The organism is Paenibacillus sp. 01T431 (assembly GCF_056398625.1).
Genome location: NZ_JBFTPT010000015.1, coordinates 68,548 through 86,788 on the forward strand (window position 1 = coordinate 68,548; position 18,241 = coordinate 86,788).

Genomic DNA, 18,241 nt, shown 5'->3' on the forward strand with positions numbered 1-18,241 from the left:
CAACAGGATGAAGCTGCTTGTTGAAATGAGATGAGATGAGGGGATTAAAATCGTCGAGGTTAATGAACAATTGAGGGAAAGCGAAGAGAGATATCAGCATTTAGTTCATATGCTTCCTGACGGGCTTATTGTTGTGTTAGAAGATAATATTGTTTTTGCTAATCACGCAATGCTAACCATGCTGGGCATTAGCAATTTCGATGATATCATTGGAGACCCCATAAACAAATTCATACATCCCGAATTTATGGAGCGGTTTCCAGCTATGATCAACTATTTGATTCTAGAGGCTAATCCTTCTACGTTTACCTATTACGAGCTGCTTCGTCTGGACCAGCAAGTGATAGAGGTTGAAATGAGAGCAGTAGCTGTGAAATTTGATGGTAAAAATGCTGTCCAGCTTATTATTCATGATATAACCAAGCAGAAGCGAATGGAAGCTTCCTTGCACGAAAAGGAATATTTATATAAAAGCTTGATGGAAAACGTTGTAGCAGGTGTATTCGTAGGGCTAAGGGATAAGATTGTTTATGCCAACCCGTATCTAGCGGAGATGTATGGTTATACGGTAGAGGAGATGTACGCCATCTCGATAAACGATTTAATGGATCAGGATGAAATCAATATTCACAAAAGCAAGATTTTACGTGAAATGGGTATTGGATTAAGTCAATTCCCTATCAAAAGTAAAGGAATAAAAAAAGACGGCAGCCGCATCTATTTGGAGGGAAACAGTACAGTTATTATGTTCAATGGAGAACTGTCCTTGCTTGGAACCGTTCAAGACGTTACACCTAAACGTGAAAAAGAAAAATTGTTAATGGAAAATGCCAAGTTGTATCAAAAAATTATAAAGTTTGTTCCTGAGCCGATCGTTATGAGTGATCAAGGGATCGTGCTTTACGCGAACAAGCTAGCTTTGGAAGCGCTAGGAATTGAATCGGAAGCAAAGATAATCGGTACAAGTGTGTTCGAATTTATTCATCAGAGCCACCATGCATTAACGCTTGAGAAAATGCATCTCATTATGTCGACGGACGAGGCAACACCTTTTGAGGAACGTGTTCTTATTCGTACGGACGGAAAATTACTGGATGTGGAAGTTTCAAGTATCCGAATTAACAATTATTTGGGCAAGGATGTCATGCTCAGTGTGATTCGTGATTTGACCGACCGCAAACGCTCGGAGGAGGTTCTTATTCGTTCGGAGAAGCTGTCGGCAATTGGTCAGCTTGCCGCAGGCGTAGCGCATGAAATTCGAAATCCGTTAACAGCGCTAAAGGGCTTCACGCAGCTATTAAGCAGTAAATACCCGGAGAACCCGCATTATTTTTCAATTATGGCCAATGAAATTGACCGTATTACTTTAATCGTAAATGAGTTTATGACGTTAGCGAAGCCGCATTTCGCGAACTATCGCAGCGAGCCTCTAGAGCCGATACTGCGAAGTGTATTATCTTTGCTGGAAACACAAGCTATTCTTATAAATGTGGAGTTGAAGGTTTGTTTTGACCATACACGGCCGAGTATATTTTGCAATGTGGACCAGCTTAAGCAGGTTTTTTTAAATATTATTAAAAATGCGTTAGAGGCAATGCCGCAGGGCGGCGAAGTTGTTGTGACGGTTGCAAGCTTGGAGGATGGCTTCGTTCATATCCGAATTATAGATGGCGGTCCAGGTATACCGGAGGAGCTTATTTCGAAAATTGGCGAACCTTTTCTGACAACGAAAGAAAAAGGGACTGGGCTTGGCATAATGATCAGCAACCGCATTATTGAAGCGCACAAGGGTACGCTTCAAATTAGCAGTGTGATGAACGAAGGAACAGTCGTGGAAATTATGCTGCCTGTTGAGGATCAGCTAACGATAGGCCTAGGATGAGCTATAGGCGTTATCATCTGATATAGCCAACAATCTTTTGCGTTTATGGTGAAGTGTGAAATAAATGACGGAAGATAAGGCAATTATAATGGCACAAAGTATATACATAACGCTGTACCCGTAGCTTGAAGCCAAGGAGCCAAGTGTGTAGGATCCAATTCCATATCCAAGGTCGAACAGCAAATAAAACGTTGCTGTAGCGAGCCCTCTGCGATGAGCCGGAGCAGCAAGCACGGCTATGGTCTGAAAGCAAGGCAGCAGGGCGCCGTATCCGAGACCAATGACAGCACCGGAAACAAGCAGAATAACGGGCGAGCTTGCTTGGCTAAGCAGCAGCATGCCGATGGCAAATATAACGATGCTGGGATATACAATGACATGTTCTCCTACACGATCAAGCAATTTACCGACAAGCGGGCGAGGCAATACAATCATAATGCCGAAGCACACAAAGAAATAGCTGGCATATTGATCAATAGCCTGTTCATGAGCATAAACCGACATAAACGTTACGAGCCCGCTGTAGGCGAACGCGACTACAAACCCGCTAAGTGCAATGGGCACAGCTTTCTTCTCTACAAGATCGCGCCAATGCAGCTTGCTCTTCGTTTTTATGATCGGTTGTTCAGCTTTGGCAGCGGCGGATTTCTTGGCTGTTGAAGCGCCTAGGATGAAGGAGATGAGCGCGCACACCGCGCATAATGCGAACATCGCTGTAAAGCCGCCATGCGTTGTTATCGTTAAGCCAACGAAAGGGCCGATGACCATCGCGAGGCTCATAAATAAGCTGAAGTAACTAATTCCCTCTCCTTTGCGATGCTCGGGTATGATTCCGATTGCAGTCGTATTCGTAGAGGTAGTTGCGATAGCGAACGTGCCGCCATGAAAAAAACGAACCAGCAGCAGCATCGCGTAGCCAAAAACACCTAAGTATGCGATCGAAAACAATAGAAACAGCAGCAATGAAATAATAACGATCTTCCGTTCCCCATAACGGGTCATCAATTGGCCAGCGAAGGGCCGAAGCAGTACTGAGGCGATAACGAAAACAGTCATCGATAATCCGGCTTGCGTGTCAGATCCTCCAAGCCCATTGGTCACATAAACGGACAACGCTGTTGCTAATGTATAAAAAGCAAAAAATAGAAAAAAGCTGCTTAAACATATTTTAATGAAGTCGGCGCTCCATAGTTTATTCGTATTCATTATAGGTTCCCCTCTCAGATGTTCGCCGATCATTCACTCGTCTTTGTGTTTGATTCGTGGTTCAGTTCTGCGTTTTTAGTTATTTTGGCGATAAATTTTTTGAATGATTGAATTTCGTCTTCCGAAATATCTGTCAACAGCTGTGCAACAAATTTTTCTTCGATAGGTGCCAGTTCATTAGAGCATGTTCTGCCATTAGCGGTTAAATAAAGCAGCTGTGATCGGCGGTCATTCGGATTGGCGACACGTCGGACAAGCGCTTTTCGTTCAAGCTGGTCAACAAGCCGTGTAATGTTGGCGGGGTCCTTGTCGGAGCGCTGTGCCAAATCTTTATGAGTCATGCCATCGTGCTCATCAAGATACATGAGCAGCGACCATTGTTCAGGCGTAACGTCATAATCTTGAAAAAGCTGATGCAGCCGAAGGTTTAGTTTACGGCCTGTATTGCTGAGCATATAGCCTACTGATTGTATAATTTCCATTGCTTTCACCTGCTATTTTCATTTAGTTGTTATGACAATAATACGCTTAACAACTAAATAGGTCAAGAGCTTCAATCCACAAATTTGGAATGAAGCGGTTTACAGTTGATCGGAAGAGACATGATTTTGCTTGCGATATTGTTCGGGTGTAAGGTCGGTATGCAGCTTGAAAGCGCGGCTGAAATGAGAGGGATGCTTAAAACCAACATCATAACCAATGTCGGTAATGGGGTGAATGGTGTTGATAAGCTCGATTTTGGCCTGATAGATTCTACGCTGCATGAGAAACTGGAAGATTGTAAATCCAGTAACCTCTTTGAATGTTTTAGCCAAATAGTATTTGCTTAAGTGCAGCTCAGCTTGAATCGCCTCTAGCGTAATATCATCATTATAATGGCACTCCAAATAGGAGATGATTGCTTGAACATGGCGTTCTTTGGAGGTTGGAAAGGTTGGCTTATCCTTCAGMGGCTTCTGGCAAAGCTGATTGATCTGAATAAGAAAATCAAGCATTAAAGCTTGAAATCGCTGAATGGAGAAGCTGTCCTGAAGTACGTAAAGCTGTTCAAGCTTATGAAGACTAGCTTCTATTTCCGCTTTCTCATTGCCCCTCAGCTGCAAACGTATATTTTGAAGCTTCTCGAAGGGCTCGAGCAGGTCCGCTGCAAATGAAGGCTGAATAAATTGCTTGAAGTAATACGGATCAAAATGTAGGATCGACCGGTGGTAAACTGCGCTTGGATCGACATGTGCCCGGTGCAGTGTCATCCCGTGCATAAGCAGCAAGTCGCCAGGCTCCAGAACATAGATGCGGTCATTAATAAGATAGTTTACTTTGCCGCCATGGAAATAATAGATTTCGTAATGAAAGTGACTATGATAGGGAATATGAGCATTAAAATCAGAGCTGGTTCCCATTGTGAACGGTAATTTGATTTGTTGCTGCTTGCTCATCCTTTCGCCTCCACTCATAAATACCATCATTATACACCAACCACAGTCAAATAAAAGCGTAAACAAGTTAATGCGAATGAAGCCCACTGCATCCCAAAATGCTACCATATAGGCAGGCAAAATGATTGTGAAAGCAGCTGCTATTATAACATTGTAAATAAAGGGGCGGTATTCGGATGCAGATCGTTCGTTTGGGAATTATCGGACTAGGAAATATGGGCAAGGGTCATATTGGCTACTTATTAAAAGGTGAAGTCGGTGGAGTTGAAATAACCGCAGTTAGTGATTGTGTACAAGCAAATCTTGCGTGGGCAAAAGAAAAGCTTGGCGATCAAGTCGGATTATATGAGGATCCTTATGAAATGATGGACTCTGGACTTGTTGACGGAGTGCTCATTGCGACGCCGCATTTCTCCCATCCAGAGCTTTCTATTGCTTGCTTTAAGCGTGGTCTGCATGTGCTTTGCGAGAAGCCGGCAGGTGTTTATACGAAGCAGGTTCGCGAGATGAATGACGCAGCCAGCCAAACAAATGTGAAATTCAGCATGATGTATAACCAACGGACAAATCCGATATACGTGAAGCTGAAAGAATTGATAGATAACGGCGAGCTAGGTGAAATAAGAAGAACCAATTGGATTATAACCAATTGGTATCGCTCTCAAAGCTATTATGACTCCGGTACTTGGCGTGCAACTTGGGCTGGTGAAGGCGGCGGAGTGCTGCTAAACCAAGATCCGCATCAGCTCGATTTGTGGCAATGGACAATCAGTATGATGCCAAAGCGCGTCCGTGCTTTCTGCTACTTCGGCAAGCATCGTGACATCGAGGTTGAGGATGATGTAACCGCATTCGTTGAGTACGAGAACGGAGCTACTGGAGTGTTCGTGACGACGACTGGCGAAGCGCCAGGAACGAACAGACTGGAAGTGAGCGGTGATCGCGGTAAAATTGTAATTGAAAATAACCAATTAACATTCTGGCGTCTAACGGTTCCTGAGCCGGAATTCAACAAGCAGTTCAAAGGCGGCTTCGGTCAGCCGGAATGTTGGAAATGTGAAGTTCCTATTCATGGCAGCAACCCTGATCATAAAGGCATTACACAAAACTGGGTGAATGCGATTCTTTTCAATGAGCCATTGATTGCTCCAGGTGAGGAAGGCATCAAAGGGCTTATGCTCTCGAATGCGATGCTGCTATCGACATGGACGGATGGCTGGGTAGATTTGCCCATCGATGAGGAGTTGTTTTATAAGCATCTGCAAGAGAAAATCGCAAGCTCAGCCTATCAAAAGGAGGACTAGAACGATGAGTAATGCAGATGGCATGAAATATGCGCCAAAGGGAAAGCCGAATAGAGTAGTTGAGGATGGGCAATTCGTAATTGCCGCTGTTAGTCTTGATCACGGTCATATTTATGGCATGTGCAACGGACTTGTGGAAGCGGGCGCTACTTTAAAATGGGTATACGACGCTGACCCCGCTAAGGTTGAAGCATTTATCCGTCAATATCCGCAAGTACAGGCAGCTGAGTCGGAAGAGCAGGTGCTCTCCGATGATGAGGTGCAGCTGGTTGCAGCTGCAGCGGTAACATCGGAGCGCGGACCGCTAGGTGTTCGCGTCATGCAGAGCGGCAAACATTATTTTACCGATAAAGCGCCATTTACAACGCTTGAACAGCTCGCGGACGCTCGCGCTGCATACGCAGATACAGGAAAAAAATACGCAGTATATTATAGCGAGAGATTGCATGTGGAATGCGCGGTTTATGCGGGTCAATTGATCGAACAAGGTGCAATTGGACGTGTTGTTCAAGTCATTGGACTAGGGCCGCATCGTTTGAACGCTGCCTCCCGCCCGTCATGGTTTTTTGAGAAGGAAAAGTATGGCGGCATTATTTGTGATATCGGATCGCATCAAATTGAACAATTTCTATATTTTACAGGCAATCAGAATGCCAATGTTGTAAACAGCAAGGTGGCCAACTATGCCAATAAGGAGTATTCAGAGCTTGAGGATTTTGGAGATATGACGCTTGTTGGCGAGAATGGGGCAACCGGCTACTTCCGTGTCGACTGGCTGACACCAAGCGGTCTTGGAACATGGGGCGACGGCCGTACTATGATTCTCGGAACAGAAGGCTACATCGAGATGAGGAAGTATATTGATATCGCTAAAGATAAGGATGGCGACCAGCTTTATTTGGTAAACGCAGATGGCGAGCAGCATATTCAGCTTCGCGGCAAAGTGGGCTTCCCTTATTTTGGCCAGCTCATTCTCGATTGCTTGAACGGCACTGAGCATGCCATGACGCAGGAGCATGCTTTCAAAGCAGCTGAGCTGTCGCTTCTTGCTCAGAAGCATGCGACAAAAGTGGAGTAGAAATGTTTGCTGCTAATGGGTAGTTGCTTTTTTGCTCGTACTCAGTATAAAATATGTGAGAATTAATAAATGGAAGGAGTGGGGATATGAGGATCAAGTGCAAGGTTGCGTTAACCAATCGTGTTTTTCATATTCCCATTTCACTTTTACACTAAAGCATCTATTGCTTTAGTGTTTTTTTTTATCCTATGGAGGTGTAACGGCGAATGAGGTACAAGAGGGTTCTTATTAAGCTTAGCGGCGGGGCAGTTGCAGGAAATGCTGAATTCGGTTTTGAGCCTGAACGGTTAAATTACATTGCGAATGAAATTATATCCGTAGTCCGTTTAGGAGTAGAGGTGTCGCTCGTTATTGGCGGGGGGAATATATTTCGCGGCAATATGGCGGAAAGCTGGGGAATCGAAAGAGCGGAAGCAGACAACATCGGAACACTTGCAACCGTCATTAATAGTTTGATGCTTCGCGGGGTTCTGAAAGCTAAAACAGACAAAGAAGTTCGCGTAATGACAGCAATACCGATTACTTCGGTCGCCGAGCCATACATCAGACTGCGTGCAATCCACCATTTGGAGCAAGGTTATATCGTCATCTTTGCTGGAGGCAACGGTCAACCCTACGTGACAACGGATTATCCTTCGGTACAAAGGGCTATTGAAGTGAATTGTGAGGCGCTTTTGGTTGCAAAACAAGGCGTAGATGGCATCTTTAATGCCGACCCTAAATATGATGCCGATGCGAAGCGGTTCAAATCTCTTCATTACAATGATGTTTTGCAATATAATTTGAAGGTAATGGATCAGTCAGCCTTTATATTGGCTAGAGACTATCATTTGCCTATGCATGTGTTCAACTTCGACAAGCCCGGATCCATGAAAGAAATTTGTGAAGGCGGAAACAATGGAACCATCATTAGCGGTGAATCTGTTCTTGCCTACTAATAACTGTTGAAATAAAAAGGACTGCTTATAAAGGTACTCCCGTTTAATGAAAGCCGGGAAATGTACTTTTTAAGCAGTCCTTTGATGTTTTTAGGAGTCGGGAATTTTATAAAGACCTTATTCAACATCATAACAGAGCGGTAATTATAAGTCTATATTTTTAAATGATAATATGTAAAAATTTGATTATCTTGGATGGGAGGTACAGCATGAACCTACAATCATTATTTTCTGAACCTATTATGTCACAGTCCACTCTGGGTGGCTTTGCTAGTGACGTGTTTCTAGTCATCACGGAAGCAGGGGAATACGTTGTTCGGTCATCCGGCGTAGATGAGACCGTTGATGCTCCTTTTGTATGGGCATGCAGCAATTTGTTCGGAAAACAATTAAGCGAGACGTTTGATATGGAGATTATTAATCAATATCTTTCACGATTGACAAGCAATATCGCTATTCCCAGTGTACTTGGCAAGGCCGTGATCGATGGAAGACAAGTGATTTCGGTTGAAAAAATAAACGGAATTCCATTGTCATTTCAAAATAAATCCGCGATGCTGATGGAGGATTTCGGCAGGTCGATTGCGGAGATCCATTCCCATAAAGTTAAGGAATGGGGTTCTCTAAATGGCTCAGTTCGGCATGCATTAGCGGATTTCCCTCACATGCTAGCAGACGCTTTAAGGGTGTTGGCAGCTCGTTATTACAAGGAAAATGCGGCAATCCACGAATCTCTTGATCACCACTGTTCATTAGCTGAAAATATGCCGGTACCGGAGTATGCCTCATGCATCATGCTCGATATGGATCCGAGGCAGTTTCTATCAAATGGAGAACGTGTTAGCGCAATCGTTGATACAGAAGCGTATGTGCTTGGTCCTCGTGAAATGGATTTAATAGCGATTGAATGTTCGTTGGATGAAGCGGGAGCTCATCATTTCCGCAAAGGTTATGCTGAAGTGCTGCCTTTCCCTGATTTATTACAGGTGCGTGATTTGTACCGATATTTCTTCTGCTTACTCGAAATTAAGGGACCGGCTTTTGACTATCACAAATGGATGTCCTTTCCTCACCTATTCGGGAACTTTAGGAACGCAGAAGGGTCTTCTTAATTAGAGAGGTGATGAGGTGGAGCTCGAATATGTGAAGTATTTGGCAAAAGGATTTGAAACGGATGCCGTATTGATTGATTTGATGAATGCACATGGCAACGACGTTTGGAATTTTGCATTCTTTTTAATTCGGAATGCCGATGCGGCAGATGACATTTGTCAGGATGTTTTTTTGACAGTATATGAGAAGCTGCATACATTTCGAGGCGAAGCCAGTATGAAGAGCTGGCTGCTTGCCATTACACGAAACAAAACGTATAAATACAAAAGAAGTGCTTATTTTTCTAAGGTCATTGTGATGGATTTCGTAACAAGAAGGGAAACATCCAGATCAGCGGAAGCAGAAGTTTTTGACCTTATGGAAACTAAATATATTTGGAACACCGTTATGAAGCTTCCGCTGCGCTACCGAGAAGTCCTCATACTGGAAATTCATTATCAATTATCGATGCAAGAAATGGCAAGTTTGCTTCAAATAGCGGAAGGGACGGTTAAATCGAGGCTGCACCGCGCACGCAAAAAAATGACAAGTTTACTGCAAAGTGATTCAAAAGGAGGAAACATCATATGAAGGAGCCAAAACAGTGGGAAGAAGCGCTTAGCCGTTCCCCGTTTGTGAATCCTCGCTTCACTGAGCAATTGAGGGAGAAAATTGTTTATAGGGCCAATGATAAACCGAAGAAAAAGTCTTATATTGCTCGTCTGGGAGCACTTAGTGCAATCGCAGCCGTTCTTGTCTATATACTGTTTGCCACAGATTTGAGCAAGCTGTTTACAAGCCCTTCACAAATCGTCGGAACAAATGGAAGCGGCAGGGTAGAGGAAATTCGAACGGAATACAGGAAGAACGGCGAAATGATATTTCAAGTATTTCCTGAAGAGAATGTGGTAGCGAGTGTCATGCAAGGCTATGTTCTCCATTTCACGCAGTCCATTGATGTTTTTCTTGGCAAAAACATTTCTATTGAAGGTTATCATGCGCAATCGGGAAAACGGTTGACCGTTATGTCCCCTGTGACCATTACAGAGCCGAGCTCAGGGTATGAGACGTTGGAACGTTTTACAACCAGCTTTAGCCTGCCGCTGGGCGGAACATGGACATTCGAGGTCAAGCTGAATGAACAATTTTACGGTGACTTTATTTTGGCAGTGCAGGAGCCTTCGCCATGGATAAGCACATCTACGTTCAAATTGCCGTATACAGGCAACGATGGAATGCCTCACAACTATGTGCTTGCTGGCGAGAAAGACAAGGTTGGATTTCTTGTAGGCCCTTATCAAAATGAGCAAGGATTGATCCTAGACGAGCAGCCGATTGTTGCGGGGAAAGGAAATAAGTACATGTGGTATTTCTGGGGGAGCAAGAAGGAACTCACGGGCAGCTTTAACGTTATGGGCGTAAAAGAAGGCACTACGCAGGAGATTGAAGTTTTCTCTGCGCGCAGTGTGGGCTCTCCGCTGAATGGGGCAGACGCGGTTATTCCATCATCGATGGTACTGCCCGAAGCCGGCATGTGGCGGCTAAACGTATACATTCAAGATAAGTTATTTAGCAGTATTACTATTCAGGTGGAATCGGCGAGCTGATATTCATTATTTTAAAAGGAGAAGGCTGCCATTAGGCAGCCTTTTTAGTAAACTATTTACATAAGAACGTATGTGCGGTAAATTATGGGTATGAGATCAATGCCAGAATGGAGTGCATGCATGAAAGCGTTCATAGAGATAGAAGGAGCAAGGCTGCATAACCTCAAGGATATCGATGTTCGTATTCCAAAAAATAAGCTGACAGTCATAACAGGCGTATCGGGAAGCGGCAAATCGAGTCTTGCTTTCGATACGTTATATGAAGAAGGAAAGCGGCGCTATCTATTGTTCTCGGGTACGCAGTATATGGTTGATGCGGTGTCTTCTTTTGATAAAATAACGGGTTTGTCCCCTGCGGTAGCAATTGAGCAGCGTATCGTCCGGCAATCCAATCCTAGAAGTACAGTAGGCACGCGGACAAAAATCGGAAATTTACTTGCCATTTTGTTTGCAACGTATGGCAAACGTGATCCTGCCTACAATGACGGGCTGCCGCTCTCCATGGAGTTGTTTCAGAGGAACTCACCTAAGGGAATGTGTGTGAAGTGTCTTGGTACGGGAAGCCATCAGATGATTCAAGAAGAAGCGATTCTTAATCCGGAAACACAAATCAAAAACGTGTTTGATGGTTTTTTGGTCAAGCATCGTTTTCATAGAGGAAACATCAAAAAGTTTTGTGAAATATACAAGATTGATATAAATGACAAAATCGGTGTTTTGCCGGATGATGTTTTTCATTCCTTCAAGTATGGCTGCCGCAAGAGTGGATTTGCAGGTGCAGTTGTTGTTTTTACAGATATGATGAAACATATGGCCAGCAAAGTGAAGAGACATGGGAGCAAAGACAAAGAAGTGAATTTATGGGGGATTAATGCGGATTCCATCCCATGCCCCAAATGTAAAGGCACAGGTCTTGGTCTTCAGGCGATTCATACCACAATTGGTGAGAAAACGATTAGAGAGCTCGAGGATATGTACATCAACGAATTGCTTGCGTTTTTGCAAAAACAGCACGCCAATGTATCAAGCAAAAATTTGCTGGATGAAATGGTCATGAAACTTAAGTGTATGGTCGATGTAGGGCTTCATCATCTTTCTTTATCACGTCCAGTTCCTACGCTCTCAGGCGGTGAAATCCAGCGTCTGTTTCTGGCGTCCTTTATTATTGCGGATATGGATTCTATTATTTTTATATTCGATGAGCCTACGATCGGATTGCATGAAGTAGAGAAGGAGATGCTGATAAGCATCATTCAAGGCTTAGTGGAGCGAGGAAACACAGTCGTTGCCGTAGAGCATGATCATAAATTTATGCAAGCTGCCGACTACATTGTCGATCTTGGACCCGAAGCGGGAGTTCAAGGCGGAGAGCTTATTTTCCAAGGCAGCTACCTTGATTTTATGGCTTGTGAACGATCGCGAACAGCCCCTTATTTGAATGGCTCCAAAACCTTGCATGTCAAAACACAATATAAGTTAGCCGATCCAAGCAAAGTACTTAGGCTGGAGCATGCGAGCCTACATAATCTTCGGGATGTCTCCGTGACGATACCTCTTGGACTGATGGTAGGTATAGCGGGAGTATCAGGCAGCGGCAAATCCAGCCTAATCCAGCACACACTTGTACCAAAGCTTAAGCAGTCACTCCAAAGCAAGTTCATATATGACAACGATGATACAGAGCTTGTGCTGCAAGAAGAGGTGACGTTACTTGGATTCGAGCAGATTAAAAAATGTATAGTGGTGGACCAGAAGCCTATTGGCAGGAGCAAAACCTCTTGTCCAGCAACCTATACGGGTATATTTGATCGAATCAGAACTTTGTTCAGCAAAACACCTGATGCGGTGGAAAAAGGATATACAGCCAGTCTGTTTACCGTTAATTCTGAAGGAGGCTGTAGAGGTTGCAAGGGCGAAGGTTTTAAAAACCATTATGTTGGCTTCGGCAACTTCATAGAGGTAGAGTGCGATATGTGCGGGGCAACAGGATTTGTTGAAGAGGCTCTAAGTGTAAGGCTTGAGGGAAAGAACATTAAGGAAATTATGATGATGAGCGTCGCGGAGGCCAGCATTTTTTTTGGAAATGAACAATCTAAGGCTTATGACAAAATGATATCGGCCACGCTCAGTACGCTCGAAAGTGTAGGGATGAGTTATATTACGCTCGGCCAAAAGACGCCATCTATTTCAGGCGGTGAAGCGCAGCGGATTAAGCTTGCCAAGGAGCTGTACAGGCAAAGCGGGAAAAATAATGTATATATTTTGGATGAACCGACGACAGGCCTTTCATTCTCAGATACGGAGCGGCTGATGACATTGCTGCAGCAGCTCGCAGATGCTGGCAATACGATTATCATTACCGAGCATGATCCAGCTGTGCTTGCCAATTGTGATTATATTATCGAAATGGGACCAGGTGGCGGAAATGACGGAGGAGCTATTATCGCGGAGGGCATGCCGCTTGAACTAATGTCGAACCGTCATTCCATCATCGGGAAATATATAAAGCAGGTGTTGAAATGAGCTTTGAATGGCAGTTGTCCACTCCCGAGGCGGAGGGAATGGATGCTAAACTTCTAGAGCAGATAGATGATTATGTGAAGCAAAAGCGATATAGACTCATAAACAGCGTGATCATTGTGAAAAACGGGAAACTGGTTTATGAACGTTACTTCAATAAGTGTAATGAAAATACGAGGCATTCTATTAAATCAGTATGGAAGAGTATTTTAGCCATCGCTGTAGGCATCTGTTTGGACAAAGGCTTGATTAATAATCTAGATGAACCGATAGGCAATTATTTGCCCGCCTTTGCTGGTCATAGTCATCATTATCATAAGCTGATTACGATTCGGCATTTGCTAACGATGTCATCAGGCATTTACTGGAATGGCGGAGTTCATTACCATTGTCCGATGATGCAGCAAATGATGCGTACGAATGACTGGCTATCGCATATCGCTGATATTGACATGCACAGTGTTCCTGGCATGAATTTTCAGTATAAGGAATGGGATGTCATGTTGTTATCAGCGGTCATAGGCAAAGCCTATGGAAGCACATCCTACGACCTCATTTATCATGAAATGTATAAACCGCTCGATATCGCCAGTGGAATTTGGCCGAGCAGTCCATGCGGCTTCTCCTATACGGTAATGAAGGGTGAAGAACAATCGGATTTGTCTGCTAGAGATATGGCTAAGGTAGGTTTGCTATTTTTAGGAGATGGCAGTATTAATGGCAAACAGATTGTTTCTCCAGCGTTTGTGAAGCAAGCGATAACCCCATCCTATCCGTCCTATGGTTTTTTGTGGTGGCTGTCTCAAGCTGGATATGGATGTCGCGGATTTGGCGGACAAGAGGTGAATGTCATTCCTGAGCATCAATTTGTATCCGTCATACAAGCGACCCCCACACCATCGAGCAAATCGTATCCGGATATTCATGACTTGTTTCTTAGCCAAGCGATTAAATAAAAGCTGCTTATGATCTGAACATTAACGGAGGATAAACCTATGAATACGGTCATTTATATGGTTAGACACGCAGAATCGCCTTTTGAATTTGGACAAGAACGAACGCGCGGGCTTTCGGAGGAGGGTTTCTCAGAAGCAAAACGTGTTGCAGAGGTGCTGGGCGATGTCGATATTCATTTTATGGCATCCAGCTCTTACACGAGAGCGGTGCAGACGATTGAGCATTTAGCAAAGCGGAAAGCGATGACGATTGTAGAGTATGAAGAACTGGTGGAAAGAGCGATAAAGGGTTTGGATTATAAGGCTACTTGGGACGTTCTGTATGAAGCGATAAGGAAATCTTTTATCGATATGGATTTTGCTTTGGAGGGCGGCGAAACGACTCGAAGCGCACAACAAAGAGCGATACCCGTCATAGAGAGAATACTGGAGGAGCACCGAGGTAAAAACATTGTTTTGGGTACCCATGGCAATATTATGACGATCATTATGAACCATTATGATAATAAGTTTGGATTTGATTTTTGGAATACGACCTCGAAGCCGGACATTTATAAATTAACATTTAATCTGAATAAGCTTGAGCATGTGGAAAGGATATGGACTTAAGTAAGGCGACGAGAATCCATTGAAACCAGTGGTCATCCTGCAAAGGATGGCCTTTTTGTATGCTATCAATTCAAAATGTGCGTTCATTACATATATAGGATCATGTAATATTTTTTTGCAACAGACCAGATATTTAGTGTTATACTCGCTATTAAATTAACAACTAATGCGGAAATTCAACAGTAAATGAGTGAAAGCGACCGCATGAAGATGGAGCGTGAGCGGATTGAAAATACTAATTGTAGACGATGAGCCAAGGCATCTCAGAGGAATGGCTAAATTAGTTAGTGCGATGCGGCCAAAAGCTGAAATATTAGTAGCGAAGGATGGGGCAGCTGCTATCGCTATCATTCAACAGGATCAACCGCAAATTGTACTGACGGATATCCAGATGCCTAATATGGATGGATTGACTTTATTGAAATGGCTTGAGGATAAGGAACATCGACCGAAGGTAGTTATGGTATCGGCTTATAATTTATTTGAATATGCGCAAACTGCTCTGCGCCATGGCGCTTATGACTACTTGTTGAAGCCGATTGATATAGATAAAGTGGAGGATATTTTGGGGCGGCTTGATGCACAACTAGCGGCGGAGTCCATGCAGAGTGAAGCTTCCGAAAAACTGCAGCATCGGCTTAAGCTAACCTCCTCTGCCTACCAGAGCAATCTGCTTTTGTCATGGTTAAGCGGCAATCTATCAGCAGCGGAGCAAGTGGAGCTTGAAGCACTCGATATTGTGCAAGGAAGCGGTACAGTTATCTTTTCTGAACTCACCATTCGGCTTGAGGAGGATAAGAGCATCTATACGCCTGCGTTGCTGCAACAGCTGGAGCATTTGGGGTCCTGCTACGGTCAAGCCAGTACCTTCTCCATCAATACGCTTCGTGAAGATGCATTCCAAGCAATTACTATTGTGCGTACGCCGAGCCCATTCCTTAGACGCGATGAGATTCGATTGGCATTTAGCGAACTAAACAAGGAGTGGCTGCCGTATGGCCGGCTTGTTCATGGCATGGGGACGAGCTGTTTATCATTAGTAGAGCAGCTGCCGCATTCTTACCGAACGGCTCAAACTGCCTGTGATTATAATTTCCATGATTGCTGGCAGGGGGTCCTATTTCATGATGAGCTGAACCACTCCAGCAAGTCCTTTCACTTAGATGGGGAGCGGCTTTTTGAAGCGTTGCAGGATAATGATCCAATGGCTGCCATCCTGCTGTGCCGATCTGCCTTTCAAGAACTGGCAGGCGAGGGCCACACGGAACCGCAGCTTATTAAAGAGTGTGCCTCACTCACACTTATGAAGCTTAAAAGCCGAACAAGAGATGTTGTCGAAAGAAACTTTGGAAGCGTACTCACGAATACGGTCGTAACGGAAATACCTGCATGCGATAGTTATGGTGAGCTGCTGACGCTCTTGGAGTCTCAAATTCATGATCTGCACCAAGCGTTACGGAACATGAAGCAAGGGAAAAACGAGATTATTATGGAACAGTGCTTGAGCTGGATACAAGAGAATTATATGGAGGATTTGACACTAGAGATGGCAGCTGAACAGTTTGCCTTTAATCCGTCTTATTTCAGCACATTGATTAAAAGCTGTACCGGAAAGTCTTTTTCTGACCATATTACCGAGGCTCGGATGCGACGGGCAAAACAATTGCTCAGAGATGGCCATTTGAAAATTTATGATATAGCTGCGCAATGCGGCTATCGCGATACGAAGTATTTTTGCCGAGTGTTCAAGAAGCAGAATGGTCTATCGCCGGAAGCTTATAAGCATAAATCCCTTACAACGAATAGAGACGAGATATGAATATGACATTTCGATCACGGTTGTTCATCAGCTATATCATTCTAATTGCTTTGCCGTTCCTTGTGTTAAGCACTTTATTTTATCGTACAAGCCTCAAGGTTGTGACAGAGCAAGCACAAAAAAATGTTTATGAGATCGTCAAAAAAAATAATGAAGTCATCGATACGAAGCTCAAAGTTGTCGATCAGAGCAGTTTGGCCTTGTTCGTAGACAAGGATCTATTTCAAATTTTCAGTCAGCTGAATCCAGCAAAGGCTGAGGAGCTACTGGCAGCTGATCGACGCGTATCTACTATTCTCAGCAAATATTTTTCACAAAACGACGATGTTTACGCCTATCAGCTTTGGACTTCTTACTTCACCTTCGGCAATTCGCAAAACATGCCGCAAGGAGATCCTACACTTTCAAATATTTACAAGCAAGCTGTGCATGCGGGTGGAAAAATGATTTGGTATCCTACCTATGATTTTACGGAGATGTTTGATCAGTCTTATCTTTCCAAGAGCATGATCGATTATCGCTATTTATATTCAGCCACACGTTTGCTCAATTTCTCACATATGGAAGACAGTACATTAATTAAGCTGAATCCGAATGTGGAGCGTCCAGTGCTTACGATAAGCTTCAAATCGACTGTACTGGATGCCTTGTTTGAGAAGAGCATACCAGTCGGTTCCCGCTATATGGTATTAGATTCGAACGACATGGTAGTTGCCGGCAGTGATGTGTCACAAGTGACAAAAAGCTTCAACGAGAATTGGGTGGATTCATTCCGCATGACGGGAAGCGGTACTCAGCGAATGAAGCTGAACGGCGAGAATATGATCATATGCTTTGACCGCTCAACCGTAACCGGATGGTTGTCGATCGTAATAACGCCGGAGTCTGCATTGGTAAGCAACCTTGTGCCTGTTATTCGAACCTCAACGATTGTGTTAGCTGCTATATTGAGCGGAATCGCATTTTTATTTGCCTATTTTATATTAAGCCGCATCACAGGTCCGATTAAGAAGCTGCTCGGAGCGATGAGATCCGTTGGCGAAGGCGATTTTCAAACCCGCGTGGAAGTCAGCACGAATGACGAATTCGGCATCTTAATGCAGCGATTTAACCGGATGAATGATCGGATTCACCTGCTCGTCAAAGAAAACTATGAGATTAAGCTAAAGGAAAAGGAAGCAGAAATTCACGCGCTCAATATGCAGATGAATCCTCATTTTCTGTATAACACGCTCAATATTATGAATTGGACAGCGATTGAAAATAATCAGAAGGAGCTAAGCAAGATGCTCGTCTGTTTGTCCAATATGCTGCATTATACTTCTCGGAAGGAATGGGGCGCCGTTCATCTGTCAGAGGAAATCGAATGGATGAAAAACTACTTTTATATTATGTCTGCACGGTTCGAAGGCAAGTTTACCGTTAACTATGAAATTGATCCGATCCTTTATGATCATAAGCTGCCTAGGCTGCTGTTTCAGCCGTTTGTTGAGAATGCTATTTTGCACGGGTTTAATCAGATGGAAGAGGGAGGCGTTATCCTCATTCGCGGCTGGGTAGAGGAAGGAAAACGTTTTTTTGAGATTAAGGATAATGGACGAGGAATAAGCGAAGAGATGATCAAGGTGATTTTGTACAAACAATCTTCGTCGGTCGGCATTAAAAATACGATCTCCCGTTTACAGATGGCATACGGTGATGAATACGGCATCGAGATTCGGTCCGTGCCAGGATCAGGTGCCAGCATTCTGATAAGACTGCCGCTCGATACCTAATAATAGTCCACCATTCCAA

At 43.9% G+C, this 18,241-nt stretch carries 15 protein-coding genes; 12 read left to right on the forward strand and 3 right to left on the reverse strand.

Annotated features, from left to right (window positions below):
* Positions 1–70: 70 nt before the first annotated feature.
* Positions 71–1,882 carry a PAS domain S-box protein gene (locus AC1DM9_RS25305; protein ID WP_477582842.1) on the forward strand — a complete coding sequence of 604 codons (1,812 nt, stop codon included), beginning with the start codon at positions 71–73 and terminating at the stop codon, positions 1,880–1,882.
* Here AC1DM9_RS25305 and AC1DM9_RS25310 read toward each other — a convergent pair.
* The 3 genes from AC1DM9_RS25310 to AC1DM9_RS25320 form a co-directional block, all read right to left on the reverse strand.
* The gene (locus tag AC1DM9_RS25310) at positions 1,874–3,088 is read right to left on the reverse strand and encodes an MFS transporter (protein WP_441879179.1); all 1,215 of its coding nucleotides are present in this window, start codon (positions 3,086–3,088) and stop codon (positions 1,874–1,876) included. The two genes, AC1DM9_RS25305 and AC1DM9_RS25310, sit on opposite strands and share 9 nt — an antisense overlap.
* A gap of 29 nt (positions 3,089–3,117) precedes the next feature.
* On the reverse strand, positions 3,118–3,570 hold the full coding sequence (locus AC1DM9_RS25315; protein ID WP_441879177.1) for a MarR family winged helix-turn-helix transcriptional regulator: 453 nt from the start codon (positions 3,568–3,570) through the stop codon (positions 3,118–3,120).
* 99 nt (positions 3,571–3,669) lie between these two features.
* Entirely contained in the window at positions 3,670–4,524 is an 855-nt protein-coding gene (locus tag AC1DM9_RS25320) for a helix-turn-helix transcriptional regulator (protein WP_339207579.1), read from the reverse strand.
* Between the two features lie 176 nt (positions 4,525–4,700).
* On the opposite strand from AC1DM9_RS25320, the gene AC1DM9_RS25325 reads away from it, so the two are divergent.
* The 11 genes from AC1DM9_RS25325 to AC1DM9_RS25375 all read left to right on the forward strand — a co-directional run bounded on the left by AC1DM9_RS25325 (position 4,701) and on the right by AC1DM9_RS25375 (position 18,222).
* Entirely contained in the window at positions 4,701–5,828 is a 1,128-nt protein-coding gene (locus AC1DM9_RS25325; RefSeq protein ID WP_477549652.1) for a Gfo/Idh/MocA family protein, read from the forward strand.
* A gap of 4 nt (positions 5,829–5,832) precedes the next feature.
* Entirely contained in the window at positions 5,833–6,906 is a 1,074-nt protein-coding gene (locus AC1DM9_RS25330; protein WP_477549653.1) for a Gfo/Idh/MocA family protein, read from the forward strand.
* A gap of 206 nt (positions 6,907–7,112) precedes the next feature.
* On the forward strand, positions 7,113–7,844 hold the full coding sequence (pyrH, locus tag AC1DM9_RS25335) for a UMP kinase (RefSeq protein WP_477549654.1): 732 nt from the start codon (positions 7,113–7,115) through the stop codon (positions 7,842–7,844).
* Positions 7,845–8,053: 209 nt separating this feature from the next.
* Positions 8,054–8,956, forward strand: a complete 903-nt coding sequence (locus AC1DM9_RS25340; protein WP_477549655.1) for a phosphotransferase — start codon at positions 8,054–8,056, stop codon at positions 8,954–8,956.
* A 16-nt stretch (positions 8,957–8,972) separates the two neighbouring features.
* On the forward strand, positions 8,973–9,527 hold the full coding sequence (locus AC1DM9_RS25345; protein WP_339207584.1) for a sigma-70 family RNA polymerase sigma factor: 555 nt from the start codon (positions 8,973–8,975) through the stop codon (positions 9,525–9,527).
* Positions 9,524–10,543 (forward strand): DUF4871 domain-containing protein, encoded by a 1,020-nt coding sequence (locus AC1DM9_RS25350; protein ID WP_477509418.1) that lies wholly within the window; start codon positions 9,524–9,526, stop codon positions 10,541–10,543. The genes AC1DM9_RS25345 and AC1DM9_RS25350 overlap by 4 nt, the downstream gene beginning before the upstream one ends.
* Positions 10,544–10,663: 120 nt before the next feature.
* Positions 10,664–13,066 (forward strand): ATP-binding cassette domain-containing protein, encoded by a 2,403-nt coding sequence (locus tag AC1DM9_RS25355; RefSeq protein WP_477582844.1) that lies wholly within the window; start codon positions 10,664–10,666, stop codon positions 13,064–13,066.
* Positions 13,063–14,019 (forward strand): serine hydrolase domain-containing protein, encoded by a 957-nt coding sequence (locus AC1DM9_RS25360; protein ID WP_477582846.1) that lies wholly within the window; start codon positions 13,063–13,065, stop codon positions 14,017–14,019. Before AC1DM9_RS25355 ends, AC1DM9_RS25360 begins: the two co-directional genes overlap by 4 nt.
* Positions 14,020–14,058: 39 nt before the next feature.
* Positions 14,059–14,628: a histidine phosphatase family protein gene (locus AC1DM9_RS25365; RefSeq protein WP_477509415.1), complete on the forward strand. Its 570-nt coding sequence runs from the start codon at positions 14,059–14,061 to the stop codon at positions 14,626–14,628.
* A 226-nt stretch (positions 14,629–14,854) separates the two neighbouring features.
* On the forward strand, positions 14,855–16,447 hold the full coding sequence (locus tag AC1DM9_RS25370; protein WP_477509414.1) for a response regulator transcription factor: 1,593 nt from the start codon (positions 14,855–14,857) through the stop codon (positions 16,445–16,447).
* Positions 16,448–16,449: 2 nt separating this feature from the next.
* A complete protein-coding gene (locus AC1DM9_RS25375; RefSeq protein WP_477582849.1) occupies positions 16,450–18,222 on the forward strand; it encodes a sensor histidine kinase in 1,773 nt (590 codons plus the stop codon).
* The last annotated feature ends 19 nt before the right edge of the window (positions 18,223–18,241 follow it).

Bases quoted from the DNA above. Each gene is read 5' to 3' on its own strand.
- AC1DM9_RS25375 (WP_477582849.1), top strand. From the start codon at position 16,450: ATGACATTTCGATCACGGTTGTTCATCAGCTATATCATTCTAATTGCT.
- AC1DM9_RS25340 (WP_477549655.1), top strand. From the start codon at position 8,054: ATGAACCTACAATCATTATTTTCTGAACCTATTATGTCACAGTCCACT.
- AC1DM9_RS25365 (WP_477509415.1), top strand. From the start codon at position 14,059: ATGAATACGGTCATTTATATGGTTAGACACGCAGAATCGCCTTTTGAA.
- AC1DM9_RS25350 (WP_477509418.1), top strand. From the start codon at position 9,524: ATGAAGGAGCCAAAACAGTGGGAAGAAGCGCTTAGCCGTTCCCCGTTT.
- AC1DM9_RS25310 (WP_441879179.1), bottom strand. From the start codon at position 3,088: ATGAATACGAATAAACTATGGAGCGCCGACTTCATTAAAATATGTTTA.
- AC1DM9_RS25325 (WP_477549652.1), top strand. From the start codon at position 4,701: ATGCAGATCGTTCGTTTGGGAATTATCGGACTAGGAAATATGGGCAAG.
- AC1DM9_RS25330 (WP_477549653.1), top strand. From the start codon at position 5,833: ATGAGTAATGCAGATGGCATGAAATATGCGCCAAAGGGAAAGCCGAAT.
- AC1DM9_RS25315 (WP_441879177.1), bottom strand. From the start codon at position 3,570: ATGGAAATTATACAATCAGTAGGCTATATGCTCAGCAATACAGGCCGT.
- AC1DM9_RS25360 (WP_477582846.1), top strand. From the start codon at position 13,063: ATGAGCTTTGAATGGCAGTTGTCCACTCCCGAGGCGGAGGGAATGGAT.
- pyrH (WP_477549654.1), top strand. From the start codon at position 7,113: ATGAGGTACAAGAGGGTTCTTATTAAGCTTAGCGGCGGGGCAGTTGCA.
- AC1DM9_RS25355 (WP_477582844.1), top strand. From the start codon at position 10,664: ATGAAAGCGTTCATAGAGATAGAAGGAGCAAGGCTGCATAACCTCAAG.